The sequence below is a fragment of the Cohnella thermotolerans DSM 17683 genome, assembly GCF_000429825.1.
Classification (GTDB): domain Bacteria; phylum Bacillota; class Bacilli; order Paenibacillales; family Paenibacillaceae; genus Cohnella; species Cohnella thermotolerans.
In genome coordinates this window covers 13,539-29,315 of record NZ_AUCP01000034.1, presented here as the reverse complement: position 1 = coordinate 29,315, position 15,777 = coordinate 13,539, and the positions used below count along the sequence as shown (strand labels likewise).

The window sequence follows — 15,777 nt, the reverse complement described above, 5'->3', positions numbered from 1 at the left end:
GTATCCTCCATTTGCGTCCTATATCGATTCTAGCGGAGGAGAGCCGGGTAAACAATAGAATGGGGACCAGGGACGGAGAATTGAAGGGAGGTCCGGATTTCCATTTGCAACCTAATAAAGGCTCCGCTATAATAAATGGGAACACATATTCTTATGGAACGGAACCCGCGGCCGGTTTGACGCAAGCCCCGCAGTGACCGTACTCGAAAGGGGCTATACCGTTGGCCAACGAGAATATCGTCATCAAGGGCGCCCGCGCCCATAATTTGAAAAATATCGACGTTACGATCCCCCGCGACAAGTTCGTCGTTCTAACGGGACTGAGCGGTTCGGGCAAATCGTCCCTGGCGTTCGACACCATCTACGCGGAAGGGCAGCGGCGCTACGTGGAATCGCTGTCCGCTTACGCGCGCCAGTTCCTCGGCCAGATGGACAAACCGGACGTCGATTCCATCGAGGGGCTGTCGCCCGCCATCTCCATCGACCAGAAGACGACGAGCCGCAACCCGCGCTCGACCGTCGGCACGGTGACCGAGATTTACGACTACCTGCGGCTTCTGTTCGCCCGAATCGGGCGTCCCCATTGCCCGGATCACGGCGTGGAGATTACGTCGCAGACGGTGGAGCAGATGGTCGACCGGATCCTGGAATATCCGGAGCGCACCCGCCTGCAAATCCTCGCCCCGATCGTATCCGGCCGCAAAGGCGAGCACGCCAAGCTGCTGGCCGACGTGCAGAAGCAGGGCTTCGTGCGCGTGCGCGTCAACGGCGAGATCCGCGATCTGTCGGAGAAGATCGAGCTGGAGAAGAACAAGAAGCATTCGATCGAAGTCGTGATCGACCGGATCGTCGTGAAGGAAGACGTGGCGGCTCGGCTCGCGGATTCGCTCGAGACGGCCTTGAAGCTGTCCGGCGGCCAGGTCATCGTGGACGTCATCGACAAGGAAGAGCTGATGTTCAACTCCAACCTCGCCTGCCCGATCTGCGGCTTCTCGATGGAAGAGCTCGCGCCGCGCATGTTCTCCTTCAACTCGCCGTTCGGGGCTTGTCCGGAGTGCGACGGTCTCGGGGCGAAGATGGTCATCGATCCCGACCTGCTCATTCCCGACCGCAGCCGGAGCATCGAGGAAGGCGCGTTCGAGGCTTGGGCGGGCAGCACGTCGAACTACTACCCGCAGTTTCTGGCGGCCATGTGCGCGCATTACGGGATCCCGACCGACGTGCCGGTCTCGGAGCTGGACGAGAAGCAGCTTCAGAAGATTTTGTACGGAACCGGCGGGGAGAAGATCCGCTTCCGCTACGAGAACGAGTTCGGCCATACCCGCGACGCCTACGTTCCGTTCGAAGGCATCGTGCACAACCTGGAGCGGCGCTACCGCGAGACGGCTTCCGACGGCATTCGCGAATTTATCGAAGCCTACATGAGCGCGCAACCTTGCGCGAAGTGCAAAGGCCACCGGCTGAAGCGGGAGTCGCTCGCAGTGACCGTAGGCGGGCAGAACATGGCCTATGTGACTTCGTTGTCGATCGGCGGGGCGCAGAAATTTTTCTCCGAGCTCGAGCTGACCGAGAAGGAGAAGCAGATCGCCAACCTCATTCTGAAGGAAATCAACAGCCGTCTTGGCTTCCTCGTGAACGTCGGCCTCGAATATTTGACGCTGTCGCGCGCGGCGGGCACCTTGTCCGGCGGCGAGGCGCAGCGCATCCGGCTCGCCACGCAGATCGGCTCCAGCCTCATGGGCGTGCTGTACATTCTCGACGAGCCGAGCATCGGGCTTCATCAGCGGGACAACGACCGCCTCATCCAGACGTTGTTGCATATGAGGGATCTCGGCAATACGCTGATCGTCGTCGAGCACGATGAGGATACGATGCTGGCAGCCGATTATTTGATCGACATCGGGCCGGGAGCCGGCATCCACGGCGGGACGGTCGTGTCGCAAGGCACGCCGCAGGAAGTGATGGCCGACGAGAAGTCGCTCACCGGCGCCTACCTGAGCGGACGCAAGTTCATCCCGGTGCCTCTTGAACGCCGCAAGCCGAACGGCAAGTGGCTCGAGATCAAGGGCGCGAAGGAGAACAACCTGAAGAACCTGAACGTGAAAATCCCGCTCGGCGTCTTCACGGCCGTTACCGGGGTGTCGGGCTCCGGCAAGTCGACGCTCGTCAACGAAATTTTGTATAAGACGCTGGCAAGGGATTTGAACAAGGCGAAGACCCGCCCGGGCGAATATAAGGAAATGAAGGGAATCGAGCACCTCGAGAAGGTCATCGACATCGACCAGTCGCCGATCGGCCGGACGCCGCGTTCCAATCCGGCGACTTACACCGGATTGTTCGACGACATCCGCGACGTGTTCGCGATGACGAACGAATCGAAGGTGCGCGGCTACAAGAAAGGACGCTTCAGCTTCAACGTCAAGGGAGGCCGCTGCGAAGCCTGCAAAGGGGACGGCATCATCAAGATCGAGATGCACTTCCTGCCGGACGTCTATGTTCCTTGCGAGGTTTGCAAGGGCAAACGGTACAATCGCGAGACGCTCGAAGTGAAGTACAAGGGGAAAAACATCGCGGAAGTGCTGGACATGACGATCGAGGATGCGACGGAATTTTTCCAGAACATTCCCCGCATCCACCGCAAGTTGAGCACGCTGCTGGACGTCGGCCTCGGCTATATGAGGCTCGGACAGCCATCGACGACGATGTCCGGGGGCGAGGCGCAGCGGGTGAAGCTCGCGGCGGAGCTGTACCGGCGCAGCACCGGCAAGACGCTGTACATTCTCGACGAGCCGACGACCGGCTTGCACGCCGACGATATCGACCGTCTGCTGCAGGTGCTGCAGCGGCTGGTCGATTCCGGGGAGAGCGTGCTCGTCATCGAGCACAATCTCGACGTGATCAAGACCGCCGACTATCTGATCGACCTCGGTCCGGAAGGCGGCAGCGGCGGCGGCACGCTTGTCGGCACCGGAACGCCGGAGGAGCTTGCGGCGAATCCGAAGTCTTACACGGGCAAATATCTCGGCCCGATTCTGGAGCGCGACCGCGCGCGCACCGAAGCGGCCCTGGCGAAAGCTTGATTCGCATCTCTAGCCGACTCTATAACCGTATACCTGACGTTGCCGGCCGGCCCGGATTTCGCATGAAGTTCGGTCCGGCCGGCCTTTTTTCTGCGGAGAAGTCTCTCTGAACCGGTCTTGTTAGCTTATCCCCGCTGCTCAGCCTGGAAGAGGGCGATAGGAAGACCGCGCGGCTGAATTCCGCGTCCAAATTCATCGGATGGAACCGCACTATCCTTTCGGTTGCGTTGGTAGTATACTTTTCGATAAAAACACAAGGTGTAGACAAAATGGACATCAACTTGAAAAAATTGGCCGCCGATCGCGCGGTCGAATGGATTGAAGACGGCATGACGGTCGGCCTGGGAACGGGCTCGACGGCCTACTGGGCCATTCATCGGATTGCCGAAAGGGTGAAGGAGGGCCTGAACATTCGCGCGGCGGCCAGTTCCATCCGGTCCGAGCAATTGGCCAGGGAGTTGGGCATTCCGTTCGTCTCCCTGGACGACATCGACCGGATCGATCTGACGATCGACGGAGCGGACGAAGCGGACGACCGTCTCAACCTGATCAAGGGCGGGGGCGGCGCACTGCTGCGGGAAAAAATTCTGGCGGCGGCGAGCGACCGGTTCATCGTCATTGTGGACGAGTCCAAACGGGTTCGAACGCTGGGGGCCTTCCCGCTGCCGGTGGAGATCGTGCCCTTCGGCTCGAGGCTGACGCTGAACCGGCTGACGGCGCTCGGCGGCAACCCGGTCGTGCGCACGTCCGACGACGGCAGCCGCTACGTCACGGACAACGGCAACTGGATCGCCGATTGCCGGTTCGGATCGATTGAAGATCCCGAGCGGCTGCAGGCGCTGCTTAACGAAATTCCCGGCGTCGTGGACAACGGGCTGTTCGTTGGCATGGCTTCCGCCGTCGTCATCGGCAAGTCGGACGGCAGCGTCGAGATCATGGAGCCATGAAGCCTATAAATCGTCAGTGAAACGGAGTTCATCGATGCGAAGGCTGAAGCCGGTCACCATTCCCATCCTTGTCGTTCTGTGCGTCTGCTTCATCTGCGCCTCCTGGTTCGAATTCGACCGAGTGGTCGCTTCCGGCGCCCCACGGGCCTCTAACGGGGTGTTGGATCTGGCGCAATGGGACTTCCACGGACAAGGTCTCGTTCCTTTGAACGGACAGTGGGAGTTTTACGGCAATCAACTGCTTACGCCCGAGGACTTCAAAGACGGAGCGGCCGACGGCGGCTCCCGCAAGCCGGCCCTGAGCGGGTACGTGAACGTGCCGAAGGCGTGGAACGTGGCGAAATCGGACGGGCAGGGGACGTCGGCGTTCGGTTGCGGAACGTTCCGCCTGACCGTCCGGCTACCGGCCGAAAGCGACCGGATTTACGGCATCGTCGTCAACAATATCAAAACCGCCCACCGCCTGTTCGCGAATGGGGAAGAGATCGGCTCCGGCGGTTCTCCCGGCACGAGCCGGGAGAAGACGCATCCCGTCAACACGCCGTATGTCCGCTTTTTCCATGCGGATGGGGACACGGCCGAAATTGTCGTCCAAGTCGCCAATTTCCATTACGCCAAGGGCGGCATCACGCATCCCGTTTATTTCGGGGAACAGAGCCGTGTCGTCTCCTACCGCGAATATTCGATCGCCTTCGACGCGATCGTCGGCTTGGCCATTCTCATTCTGGGCGTATACTTCCTCGTCCTGAACCGAATGCGCAAGTGGGAGCGGGCGTGGCTGCTGTTCGGACTGTCCTGTATCGCGAACAGCGTGTATCTCCTGACGCACGGGGACAAGCTGCTGGCGCTGGCGTTTCCCGCGATCCCATACGAATGGTTTACGAAGCTCCAGTTTATATCGGGCCTGCTCTCGGAATATTTTCTCCTCCGGTACACCTGGATTTCGTATCCGCAATTATGCCGCAAACCGGTCGTCCGGGCTTTCGAATGGGAACTGGCCGCCCGATTCCTCTTCGTTGCAGCGACGCCTGCAGTTTTTTTCTCACAGATCGATTTCGTCTACTATCTTCTCAGCTTCACTCTTATGTTTTACGTCATGTACATCATGGCGGCGGGCGCGGTCAAAAAGATGGAGAGCTCCGCCTATATGGCGGCCAGCGCCTTGTTTTTGTTCCTGATCAACACGGGCTCCTTCTTGTACAACGGCGGGGCGATGCAAGCTTATTTCCTTCAGCCCCTCGCATTCATGGGGTTTATGCTGTCGCAGGTTTTGCTCCTGTCCAAGCGGTTGACGAACGCCTTTACGACGGTGGAGCAGCTGTCCGAACGGCTGAAATCTCTCGACAAGCTGAAGGATGAGTTTCTGGCCAGTACGTCCCACGAGCTTCGGACGCCTCTGTACGGGATGATCAATATCGCGGAATCGCTCATCGGCGGAGCTGCAGGCAAGCTGTCGCCCGCACAGGAGGAGAACTTGTCGCTGATCGTCAGCGCGGGCAAGCGGCTCGCGAATTTGGTCAGCGACATTCTCGATTTCTCCAAGCTGAGGAACGGAGAGATCGTTCTGCGCACGAGGCCGGTCGATCTTCGTCCGTTGGTGCAGGCCGTATTCGGGATGTTCGGCCATATGGCCGCCGACAAGCCGGTCCGGTTCGTCGAGCGGTTGCCGAACGGGCTGCCGCCAGCGATGGCCGACAAGGACAGGCTGACGCAAATTTTGTACAATCTGATCGGCAACGCCCTTAAATTCACGAAGCAGGGCGAGATCGCCGTCTCTGCGCAGGAGAAAAACGGCATCTTGACCGTTCGGGTGGAGGATACCGGCATCGGCATCGAGGAAGGGAGGCGGGAGGCGATCTTCGCATCGTTCGAGCAAGCGGGCGGCGCAATCTCTAGGGAATACGGCGGCATGGGGCTCGGCTTGAGCGTCACCCGGAGGCTGGTCGAGCTGCACGGCGGACGGATCCAGGTCGAATCCGAAGTCGGCCGGGGCTCGGTCTTCACCTTCACGCTGCCGGCGGCGGTCGGAGCGGAGAAGGAAGGTGCCGGCGCCGAGTCCAGACAAGCCGCCTTGCTGCCGGAGCTGACGCTTGCGGCATCGGCCGTCTCGGCGTCGTCCGAATCCGGGCCGCTTCGCCCCGGACCGGCCGGGGACGGAGAGTTTACGATTCTGGTCGCGGACGACGATGCCGCCAACCGCCAGGTTCTGCTTAATCTGCTGACGCTGGAGGGCTACTCCGTCATCGCCGTCTCGGACGGATACGATGCGTTGGTTCAACTGGACGGCAAACGGAAGATCGACCTGATCGTCGTCGATTGGATGATGCCGGGATTGTCCGGCTATGACGTATGCCGGGCGGTGCGCAGCCGGTTCTCGTTGTCCGAGCTTCCGCTGCTCATCTTGACGGCGCGCAACCGGACCGAGGACATGCTGGCCGGCTTCGAAGCCGGGGCGAACGATTTCGTGGGCAAGCCGGTGGAAGCGGAAGAGCTCAAAGCCCGCGTGCGCACGCTCCTCGGCGTGAAGAAGTCGGCGGAGGACCTGATCCGTTCCGAGATGGCCTTCCTTCGGGCGCAGATCAAGCCGCATTTCCTGTTCAATACGATCAACACCGTCATCTCGGTCAGCTATCGCGACGTCGAGGAGGCGCAGGTGCTGTTGACCAAGCTGAGCTCGTTCCTGAGGGAAAGCTTCGACTTCGACAACCGCGAGCAATTGATCCCGCTCTCCCGGGAGCTGGAACTGGTGAAGTCGTATTTGCACATCGAGCAGGTTCGTTTCGGACGGCGGTTGCGGGTCGAATACGACCTGGACGACGGAATCGAAATCGACGTTCCGCCGCTGATCGTTCAGCCGATCGTGGAAAATGCGGTTCGCCACGGTGTGACCAAACGGCCGGAAGGGGGCCGGGTCCGGATCACGGCGCGGGCCGAGCGCGACGCGGGCGTCACGATTATCGTCGAGGACGACGGTCCGGGGATGGCTCCGCCGTCCGATCCGGATTCCCCCGCCGTGACCGGCGGCGTCCGCCAAGGCGTCGGACTGGCCAACATCGACCGGCGGCTGCGGGCGCTGTACGGCGCCGGATTGGACATCCTCAGCACGCCTGGGCGGGGGACGATCGTCACGATTCGCATTCCCGGCCGAAAGGCCCCGTTATAAAGGCAAATCGCGTCGGCGGAAGGCGGCGATGCCGGCCGCGAAGCCGGCCAGACCGATCAGCAGCAGGACGGCCGAAGCGACCGCCGGGTCGCCTCCGCCGCCGGCCAGTTCGCTGGGCCGGAACAGGGCGAACGCGGAGACGCAGCGGAGCCATTCGATTTTGTCGCTTATTTTGCCGAGCAGATCGAGACTGAACATGCCGAACGTAACGGCGCCGGAAATGCCGAGCGCCCGTTTCTCGTCGTTCGACAGCGAAGAGACGAGGAAGGAAATGCCTGCGACGGCGAAAAAGAGCATAAAGGCGACCGCGTTCAGCAAGACGAAGCGCGAGGCGTCGAAGGCGTACCGGTCGCCGATGAACAAGGCGCGGCCGAGGAAGCCGGCGGCGGTCGTCACGAGCAGAATCAGCAGCAAGCCCGTCACCAGCACGACCGCTTGCGTAAACGTGACGCGGGCGCGCGTCGTCGGCGTGGACAGCAAATAGGCCATGGAGCCCTGGTCGACCAACTTGGCCATGAGCTGCGTCGACAGCATCAGGCTGAAGATCGAGAGCAGGAGGGGCAAAATGAGCCCGTAATATTCGCCGGAGATGAACGCTTCCATGCTCCCGAACCCGCCCTGAATGTTGAAGGCGTTCACGACGCCGGCAGGCATCGCTGCAACAAGTTCGTTCAGTGCGGCCGAGTTCTGGGCGATGCCCGGGTACAGCCAGAACATCAGCAGAATGTAGAACGCCGATCCGAACGCGTAGTTGGATATCCCTTTCAGGTTGAGCTTCATCATTTGTTTGAACAGCGGAACATTCATTGCGCTCCCTCCTTGCGGTCGTAATAATGCATGAACACGTCCTCAAGGTTCTGGGCGGCGATATCGAGGCTGCGAACCCGGTATTTGGCCGCCTCCCGGATCAGCTCGTTGTAATTGCCCTGGACCGGAACGACGACGCGATGGCCGTCCGCAAGCTCTGCGCTGAGCCCCTCCGCTTGCGCGAACCGCCGCGCATCTTCGGTTCTTTACGACAGGGAAGCGATTCGGACGTTCTCTCCGGATTTCTTCAAATCCTTTCTGCTGGACGACCGGGAAATGAGCGCGTACGTGGAAGAATTGTACACGGCGAAGGCGATGCCGCTCATGATCCGATTCATCGAAGAAGGCAAGGAGCGGGGGGAAATCTCCTCCAAAGTATCGACGGGGACGATTATGGCCTACTTCCATATGTTTAAGGACTACTCTTCGTCGATTCTCGAGATGGCGGGGCAAAGAGACGATAAGGAAGCATTCATTGAGGAGATCATTCATCTGTTCTTCTACGGGATTTGCGGAGAGGAGAGAAGTTCGTGAAAATGCCGGAATGGCGGGACATCGGGTATTATACGCGGAGATGCTCCGATTGGCGGAGCTGTCGGATGAGGAGCTGGCGGCTCAATTTTCGCGAGCCTGATGGCGTATAGCGGCATCGAAAAACGAAACCGCCCGCTCCTCTTCTTCGTTATAACGTAAGAAGCGATAACGAGAGGGGCGAGACGATTGGCGAAGATGGCGAAGGCCAGCCGGCTGCTCGTAAGGTTCGGATGGACGCAGGCGCTCTGCTGCTTGTTCCCGGTCGTCATTTTCTCCGCGATGGCGGTTACGAAGGCGGCGCCCATTCCTCATTTTCCGCGATACGACTTGATCTTGCTGATATGTCTGGCGATGCAGGCCGCGATGGTCGTCTTCAAGCTGGAGACGTTAGACGAGCTCAAGGTGATCACGCTGTTCCACGTCATCGGGCTGGGGCTGGAGCTGTTCAAGGTTCATATCGGCTCGTGGTCTTATCCGGAGGAGGCGTGGACGAAGATCGGGGGAGTGCCGCTGTACAGCGGCTTCATGTATGCGAGCGTAGCGAGCTATATTTGCCAGGCGTGGAGGCGGTTCGGCTTGCGCTTCGTTCGGTTGCCGAAGCCTTATTGGATGTGGGCAGTCGCCGTCGTTATTTATGCGAACTTTTTTACGAATCATTATATCGCGGATGTCCGGTGGTGGATCGTTCTCGCGCTGCTCGCGCTGTTCTTCCGCTCCTTCGTCGAATTCCGGGTCGGCGGACGAACGCTGCGGATGCCGCTGCTGGTCTCCTTCGCCTTGATCGCGTTTTTTATCTGGGTGGCGGAGAACGTATCGACGTTTCTGGGAGCCTGGCAGTACCCGAATCAGGAGGCCCACTGGAATGTCGTCCATTGGGGGAAAATCAGTTCCTGGTTTCTGCTCGTCATCATCAGCATCATCCTTGTCGTTCAGCTCAAAGACTTGAAATACCGGGTGCTGCCCCGCGCCGAAGCGCGGAGCGAAGCCGCCCGATCCGGGGAATCCGGCGAGGCGGACCCGATTAAGCGTTCAAGTACCGTTCCCGAAGAATGGCGAGATGGTGAAGCTCATGTCTGCAGATGACGCAGGCCAGCGCGCGGGCGGATACCGTCGTGTTGCTGGCCGTTCCTTTGCGAAGCCAGGCTTCTTCGGTCAAGCCTCTAAGCAGCGTTAGCGTCGCCTGGCGCACCGCGGCGTAATCCTCCGTCAGCTGCCGGAGCGAGAGCGAATCGAAGCTTCCGCCGGGCACGAGAAGATCCTGCTCGTAGCCGGGAAGGGGAGTGGTGTCGCCCCTCGCGATGCGCAGCAGACGGTAGCTCATGATCCGCTCGTTGTCCGAGACGTGGCCGATGACCTCTTTCAGACTCCATTTGCCGGGCGCGTAACGATAGTTGCCTTGCTCCTCCGTCAGCGTTTGCAAGAGCTTCACCGTGTCCCGGCCCTGCCGCTCCAAAATTTCCGCCAGATCGCCTTCCGGCGTCAGCGGAATGTAATTGCCGAAAAAAGAAGAATACTCATCATCGCCTGGTCTGCTTCGCATGAGAACTGAGAACCCTCCCATCCATGAATTACAAGTAGGATATCTACGCTTCCCGGGCTTGTCAAGTTTTACATCCTGATATGGAAAAGGGCTGCGCCCACGGTTGCGAACCGTCGGGCACAGCCCTCTTGCTTCTTGAGGAGTCGATTAAGCTGCCGCAGCGAGAATCTCGGTGAGCTTCTCCTGTATAACCGGAATGCCGACGCGGTGCACAAAGTCGTGGAACGACTCGGAACCGTTGCGGCCGGCTTTGTAGAATTCGATCAGCTTAGCGAGCACGCCCGGAACGAGATCGCCCCGGACCCGGCCTTTGAGCACGGTGTTGAATTTCGCGCCCGGGCCGAGCGTGCCGCCGACGGCGATGTCGTACGCGTCGACCATGCCATTCGGCGTCTTGATGAGGGAGCCTTGCAGGCCGATGTCGGCGACGTGCTTCTGGCCGCAGCCGTTCGGGCAGCCGATGAAGTGAATGCGCAGCGGCTGGTCGAGCTCGACGTGCTCGTCGAGATAGAGGGCGACCCGGCGGGCGAATTCCTTCGTCTCGACGATGGCCAGGTTGCAGAACTCGTTGCCCGTGCAGGAGACCGTACGGCTCATGAAGCGGTTCGGGTTCGGCGACAGGCGCTGAAGAAGCGGCTCCTGCAGCAGCGCTTCGACTTTCTCATCCGGAACGCCGGTAAGCAGAATGTTCTGGGAGATCGTCGTGCGGATCGTTCCGTCGCCGTACTTGTCGGCCAGATCGGCCAATTGGTCGAACTCGTCGCTGCTGGTCCGTCCGACGGGCACGTTCAGGCCGACGTAGTTCAAGCCCGGCTGCTTCTGCTTGTGCACGCCGTCAAAGTAGGATCCGTTCCAGCCGACGATCCGGTCTTCGCCGCGGGGCGGCATCGGCCCGATCAGCTTGATCAGCTCTTCCTGGAACTTCTCGATGCCCCAGTCGGCGACAAGATATTTCAGGCGGGCATAATGGCGCTTCTCGCGATAGCCGTGGTCGCGGAACAGCGTCGTAACGCCGATGGCGACTTTCAGGCATTCGTCCGGCAGAATGAACATGTCGAGCTGCTTGCCGAGGTGCGGCTTGGCGGAGAGACCGCCGCCGACCATGGCGTGGAAGCCGATGACTTCCTTGCCGTCGATCACTTTGGACGCCGGCGTGAACGCCAAGCATTGGATTTCCGCGCTGGCATTGTTATAAATGTTGGCGGAAATGGACATTTTATATTTCCGGGGCAGGTTGGAGAAATCCCGGTTGTTCAGGAAAAACTTCTCGAACTGGGCGACGATCGGCGACGTGTCCATCAGCTCGTCGGGGTCGATGCCGACCAGCGGGTTGCCGACGATCGTGCGCGGGCAGTCGCCGCACGCTTCGATCGCGGACATACCGACGGAAGCGAGGCGTTCGAAGATGTCCGGGAAGTTCTCGATGCGAAGCCAGTGGTACTGAACGGCCTGTCGGGTCGTTACGTCCATCAGGCCGCGGCCGTAATCGCGTCCGATGCCGGCGAGAACGCGAGCCTGGGCGCTCGTAAGGACGCCGCCCGGAATGCGGATCCGCATCATGAAGTGGCCGGTGTTCGGCTTCTGGCGATAGATGCCCGCCCATTTGAACAGGTTGAAATCGTCCTCCGGAATGGAATCGTATCCTTCCTTGGCGTACTTCTCCACAATGTCGCGAATGATGTCGAGCCCGTCTTTTTCGATTTTGTAAAGTTCGAATTTATTCAGCTTGTCTGGATTTTTCATCCATACCGCTTCATAAGCCATGGTCCTGTTCCCCCCATTCGGAACGTTAAATTATAAATTCCGATTAATTTGCTGTGTCTTTGATCGTAACATAATTCCCCCCTGCGGACAATGCAACGAGGCAAGTCCATTCTATAAAAGTTACTGATAAATCGACAGCGCTTTTCTTATAATAAGAGAGAGGAAACGATCGCGCCGCCAGCACGATCCTGCAGTTGCGGACAAAAATTCGGACTTGCGTCCGCGGCTTCCGGAATATAACATATAGGATAATGGGAAGGTTATGAACAAAAGGAGGTCGCACCCATGTTCCTGGCGTCCAATGCGGAGGATTCGGCTAGCTTGTTCACTCCGTTCGACGTATTTATGGTTATCTTTACCGTGCTGATCGCGATCGGACTCGTGCGTCTGCTGATGGCGAGGCCCAAGAAGAACTATTTCGCACTCGGGTTCGGAACATTGGCGTTGATCGTGTTCCTCATCGCCGACGTCAAAATGGTCAGCGGCTGGTAACCGTTTGCATCTTCAATCATTGTTCGGAACGGGTCGGAGGAAATCTCCGGCTCGTTTTTTTTTGTCCGCCAAGGCGCCGCCAATCCCCCCTCTTTAATTTCTGCAGGCATTTGTCGATATATAGTTCGTCAAGACCGGGCGAGAAGTCCGATTTTCCGCATCTGAAAACCGGGCATGAACAAAGGCAAATCCGTACGAAAGTCGGAGACGCAAAGCCACGGGTCTACTTCGCCGGTATCTTCCGGCGTTACGATAGCCGGGCCGCTCATGGGCAAGGTTTTTTTTGTTGCGCGACAAGAGAGGAGGATTAACGCAGCATGAACAAGCGGACAAGCCCGCGGAGTCGCATGATGGCGGCTTTTGCCCTTGCCGGCCTCGTCTGGTTCGCCGCGGGAAACGCCGAAGCGGTCGCTCCCTCCAAGCTGTCGCTGGACGCGAAAGTGATCGACGGCGACGTTTACGTCAAGGCTTCGTCGCTCGTCGCCCAATTGGGCGGTACGGGAACGTACGATTCGGCGAGCAAGAAGTACAACTACACCCCGGCCGACCCGGTCGCGGACGTCGTGAAGAAGGTGTCGCCTTCCGTCGTCGCGATTATCGGCAAGCCGCAAGACGAATCGGCGGCCAACCGGTTCTCGCTGGCGCACGGAACGGGCGTCGTCGTCCGGAAGGACGGCCTCATTCTGACGAACGCCCACGTCGTAAGCGGAATGGACCGGATCGTCGTCGTGACGTCCGATGGCAAGGAATACGAGGGGATCAAGAAGCAAATCGACGAGACCAGCGACCTTGCGCTTCTGAAGATCGACGCCGCCAATCTCAAGCCGGCCCGGCTCGCCTCCGCGCCCCTTAAGGTGCAAGTGGGCGAGACGGTCGTCGCGATCGGCACTCCCGTGTCGTTCTCGCTGAGAAACACGGCGACCGTCGGCGTCATCAGCGGGATGAACCGCTCCGTCTCGTCCTTCTACAACCTGCTTCAAACCGACGCGGCGATCAATCCGGGCAACAGCGGCGGACCGCTCGTGAACTTGAAGGGAGAGGTCGTGGGCATCAATTCGATGAAGTTCGTGGACGTCGAAATCGACAGCGTCGGCTTTGCCATTCCGGCGGACACGGTGCAGTACGTGCTGAACCAGTTCAGCAAATACGGCAAAGTGATGAGGCCGTCGCTCGGCTTCGAGTTGGAGGAGAGCTGGTCCGCGGTCGTCGGTCTTCCGACGGAGGAGCCGATGACGGTCACGGCGGTCTCTTCCGCGGAGGCGAAGAACGCCGGCATCAAAGTCGGCGACCAGTTGTACAGCGTTGGAGGCAAGCAAGTGTCCACGCTCGTCGAGCTGAACGAACTGCTTAAGGCGTATTTGCCGGGGCAGACCGTGCCGATCACGCTGCTGTCGGACGGGGATCTGGTGACGCGCAAGCTTGTTTTATCGACCAGTTTAGCTAAATAAAGAAGGGAGTCCCCCGAACAACATGACCATCGGCCGTTCATTCAACAAAGTGTGGGTCCTTGGATTATCTTTGGCCATATTTCTCATTCCTGCACTGTCCGCCTATGCGGATACCTCCGCTTCCGGCTCCGCGCTGAACATCCGCCTGAAGATCGGAAGCAAGACGATGACCGTCAACGGCCAAGCGGTCGCCGTGCAGGCGCCTTATCAGAAGAACGGCGCGACCTACGTGCCGCTTAGCGTCGTCACGAAAGGGCTCGGAGCGACATTGCAGCTGAAGGACAACAGGATGATCACCTTGAAGCAATCGGGCCATACGGTCGTCCTGACGATCGGCAGCAAATCGGCAACCGCCGACGGCAAAGCCTTCGCGCTTCCCGTCGCTCCCGTCGTCATCAACGGACTGACGATGATTCCGATTCGCGCGGTGGAAGCTTTCGGCGCCAAAGTAACGTACGCGGCGGCGACCAAGGAGATCGTCGTCACGGCGCAGGCTTCCGCTGCATCTTCGGCCGGAACGGGCGGAATCGATACGGATGCCGGCAAGTCGCTTATCGGCGACAGCTACTTCCAGTGGTCGATGAACTATCCGACCGGTCTCGTTCAAAATTATCAATCCTCTAGCGGGGACCAACTCGTCTTCGAAGACGTGAAGCAGAACTATTATTTGGAGATCGACGTCGAAGCCGCCGCGGAACCGATGGACGCTTCCGACCAGTTGAATTATTTGAAAGACTATCTCGGCGAAGAGACCATTGTCGACATGAAGCCTGTCGTCCGTTCCGGCGCCACCTTCCAACGGATCGTCTCGAAAACGAAAGACGGCTACTACTACGATTATCGCGGCCTTCAGGCCAACGGCTATATGTACACGCTGATTTTCGGCAAAAAGGCGGTGTCCGCCGCCGACCTGAGCGCGAGTTCGAACATTCTGGACAGCTTCCAGCCGAAGTTCGACGCGTCCAACGCCTCCCTGAAAGATTTGACGAAGATCAAGGACGGCTACGTCACGTTTACGGACGAGGATTACGGCTTGTCGCTGGAGCTGCCGTACGGTTGGCATAACGACAGCTACGGCTCCGATTCGGAATTGTATTTCTATAAAGACGATTCCTCTCTTAGCGTCGAGATGTATTCGCTCCAGCCGAACGATAGGGTCGAAGCCTGGGCGGGCCGTTACGTGCAGGACTTCAAGGACGCCTATGCAGAGGACTACCGAACGGAGCCCGAAACGAGCGATATCGTCTGGAACGGCGTTCCGGCCAAGCTCGTCTCGTACGCGTTCACAGGCGACAAGGATACGTGGTACGAAGAGAACGATATTTTGGCCGTCAGCGGCAACTATAAGTTCCTCGTCTGCCTGAATTACAACAGGACCGACAAGGAGCAGGGCGAGAAACTTCTGCAGCGCATCCGGAACGGCATGAAGTTGGACTTCGGCCAGGTGGAGCGGACGTTTGGAGAAATTCCGGATCCCGCGGACACGACCGATCGCGACGCCTTGACGACCAAGAGCAGCAGCAAGTACGGCTTCAGCGTCACGATACCGAAGCGCTGGACCGCGTCGGACGATTCCGATATCAACAACGGTTACGTTGAATATGAGAAGAGCGGCCTGAGCTTCCTGGTTGTCGCCAAGTCCGGATCCGGGCTGGAGACTTACAAGAACCTGGCACGGACGCAATACCAAAGCTCCGGCCTGTTTAAGCTGTCGAGCGAAACTCAGGCCGTTGTCGGCGGCGTCGATGGCTATCAAATGGTATTTGAAGGCGTGGACGGCACGGAAGCCGAAGGCAGCATCTTCAAGATTTATCTTGTGGAAAACAAGGGGAACATTTATATCGTCCAGGGCGGTCTGGCGGCTTCCAGTCGTACCGAGTTGAACAGGAAACAGCTTGAGGACTCCTTGAACTCGTTCGCTTTCACGCAAGCTTAACCGTTTTGGCCCATTTCAGGGTCCGGAAGAGGCATCGTCCGATGCCGCTTCCGGACTTTTCTTTTG

At 59.1% G+C, this 15,777-nt stretch carries 11 protein-coding genes and 1 riboswitch; of the genes, 8 read left to right on the top strand and 3 right to left on the bottom strand.

Translation table 11 applies throughout. The annotated features are described in order from the left end of the window. The first annotated feature begins 221 nt into the window (after nucleotides 1-221). The 3 genes from uvrA to G485_RS25280 all read left to right on the top strand — a co-directional run bounded on the left by uvrA (nucleotide 222) and on the right by G485_RS25280 (nucleotide 7,190). Entirely contained in the window at nucleotides 222-3,080 is a 2,859-nt protein-coding gene (gene uvrA / locus G485_RS0105875) for an excinuclease ABC subunit UvrA (RefSeq protein WP_027091790.1), read from the top strand. 275 nt (nucleotides 3,081-3,355) lie between these two features. Next, complete coding sequence (rpiA, locus tag G485_RS0105870; RefSeq protein WP_027091789.1) at nucleotides 3,356-4,027, top strand: ribose-5-phosphate isomerase RpiA; 672 nt, start codon at nucleotides 3,356-3,358, stop codon at nucleotides 4,025-4,027. 34 nt (nucleotides 4,028-4,061) lie between these two features. Beyond that, entirely contained in the window at nucleotides 4,062-7,190 is a 3,129-nt protein-coding gene (locus G485_RS25280; RefSeq protein WP_035154960.1) for an ATP-binding protein, read from the top strand. Here the strand turns inward: G485_RS25280 and G485_RS0105860 are convergent. Continuing rightward, nucleotides 7,185-7,997 carry an ABC transporter permease subunit gene (locus tag G485_RS0105860; RefSeq protein WP_027091788.1) on the bottom strand — a complete coding sequence of 271 codons (813 nt, stop codon included), beginning with the start codon at nucleotides 7,995-7,997 and terminating at the stop codon, nucleotides 7,185-7,187. The genes G485_RS25280 and G485_RS0105860 overlap by 6 nt on opposite strands. A gap of 114 nt (nucleotides 7,998-8,111) precedes the next feature. Here G485_RS0105860 and G485_RS0105855 point away from each other — a divergent pair, with 114 nt between their 5' ends. Next, nucleotides 8,112-8,531 carry a hypothetical protein gene (locus G485_RS0105855; protein WP_027091787.1) on the top strand — a complete coding sequence of 140 codons (420 nt, stop codon included), beginning with the start codon at nucleotides 8,112-8,114 and terminating at the stop codon, nucleotides 8,529-8,531. 195 nt (nucleotides 8,532-8,726) lie between these two features. Next, nucleotides 8,727-9,614, top strand: coding sequence for a DUF817 domain-containing protein (locus G485_RS25275; protein WP_084423137.1), 888 nt, complete (start codon nucleotides 8,727-8,729; stop codon nucleotides 9,612-9,614). Here G485_RS25275 and G485_RS0105840 read toward each other — a convergent pair. Then, a complete protein-coding gene (locus tag G485_RS0105840; protein WP_027091786.1) occupies nucleotides 9,553-10,071 on the bottom strand; it encodes a DinB family protein in 519 nt (172 codons plus the stop codon). The two genes, G485_RS25275 and G485_RS0105840, sit on opposite strands and share 62 nt — an antisense overlap. Before the next feature lie 147 nt (nucleotides 10,072-10,218). Beyond that, nucleotides 10,219-11,835 carry a nitrite/sulfite reductase gene (locus tag G485_RS0105835; protein ID WP_027091785.1) on the bottom strand — a complete coding sequence of 539 codons (1,617 nt, stop codon included), beginning with the start codon at nucleotides 11,833-11,835 and terminating at the stop codon, nucleotides 10,219-10,221. A gap of 285 nt (nucleotides 11,836-12,120) precedes the next feature. Between G485_RS0105835 and G485_RS0105830 the strand changes: the two genes are divergently transcribed. The 3 genes from G485_RS0105830 (at nucleotide 12,121) to G485_RS0105820 (ending at nucleotide 15,711) form a co-directional block, all read left to right on the top strand. After that, nucleotides 12,121-12,327 (top strand): hypothetical protein, encoded by a 207-nt coding sequence (locus tag G485_RS0105830; protein WP_027091784.1) that lies wholly within the window; start codon nucleotides 12,121-12,123, stop codon nucleotides 12,325-12,327. Nucleotides 12,328-12,500: 173 nt separating this feature from the next. Beyond that, a riboswitch (cyclic di-GMP riboswitch) is annotated at nucleotides 12,501-12,596 on the top strand. A 48-nt stretch (nucleotides 12,597-12,644) separates the two neighbouring features. Beyond that, entirely contained in the window at nucleotides 12,645-13,775 is a 1,131-nt protein-coding gene (locus G485_RS0105825; protein ID WP_240489073.1) for a S1C family serine protease, read from the top strand. A gap of 22 nt (nucleotides 13,776-13,797) precedes the next feature. Next, a complete protein-coding gene (locus G485_RS0105820) occupies nucleotides 13,798-15,711 on the top strand; it encodes a stalk domain-containing protein (protein WP_027091782.1) in 1,914 nt (637 codons plus the stop codon). The last annotated feature ends 66 nt before the right edge of the window (nucleotides 15,712-15,777 follow it).

Coding starts and splice junctions, on each gene's coding strand:
- G485_RS0105835 (WP_027091785.1), bottom strand. CDS start 11,835: ATGGCTTATGAAGCGGTATGGATGAAAAATCCAGACAAGCTGAATAAA.
- G485_RS25280 (WP_035154960.1), top strand. CDS start 4,062: ATGCGAAGGCTGAAGCCGGTCACCATTCCCATCCTTGTCGTTCTGTGC.
- G485_RS25275 (WP_084423137.1), top strand. CDS start 8,727: ATGGCGAAGGCCAGCCGGCTGCTCGTAAGGTTCGGATGGACGCAGGCG.
- G485_RS0105840 (WP_027091786.1), bottom strand. CDS start 10,071: ATGCGAAGCAGACCAGGCGATGATGAGTATTCTTCTTTTTTCGGCAAT.
- G485_RS0105860 (WP_027091788.1), bottom strand. CDS start 7,997: ATGAATGTTCCGCTGTTCAAACAAATGATGAAGCTCAACCTGAAAGGG.
- G485_RS0105820 (WP_027091782.1), top strand. CDS start 13,798: ATGACCATCGGCCGTTCATTCAACAAAGTGTGGGTCCTTGGATTATCT.
- G485_RS0105825 (WP_240489073.1), top strand. CDS start 12,645: ATGAACAAGCGGACAAGCCCGCGGAGTCGCATGATGGCGGCTTTTGCC.
- G485_RS0105830 (WP_027091784.1), top strand. CDS start 12,121: ATGTTCCTGGCGTCCAATGCGGAGGATTCGGCTAGCTTGTTCACTCCG.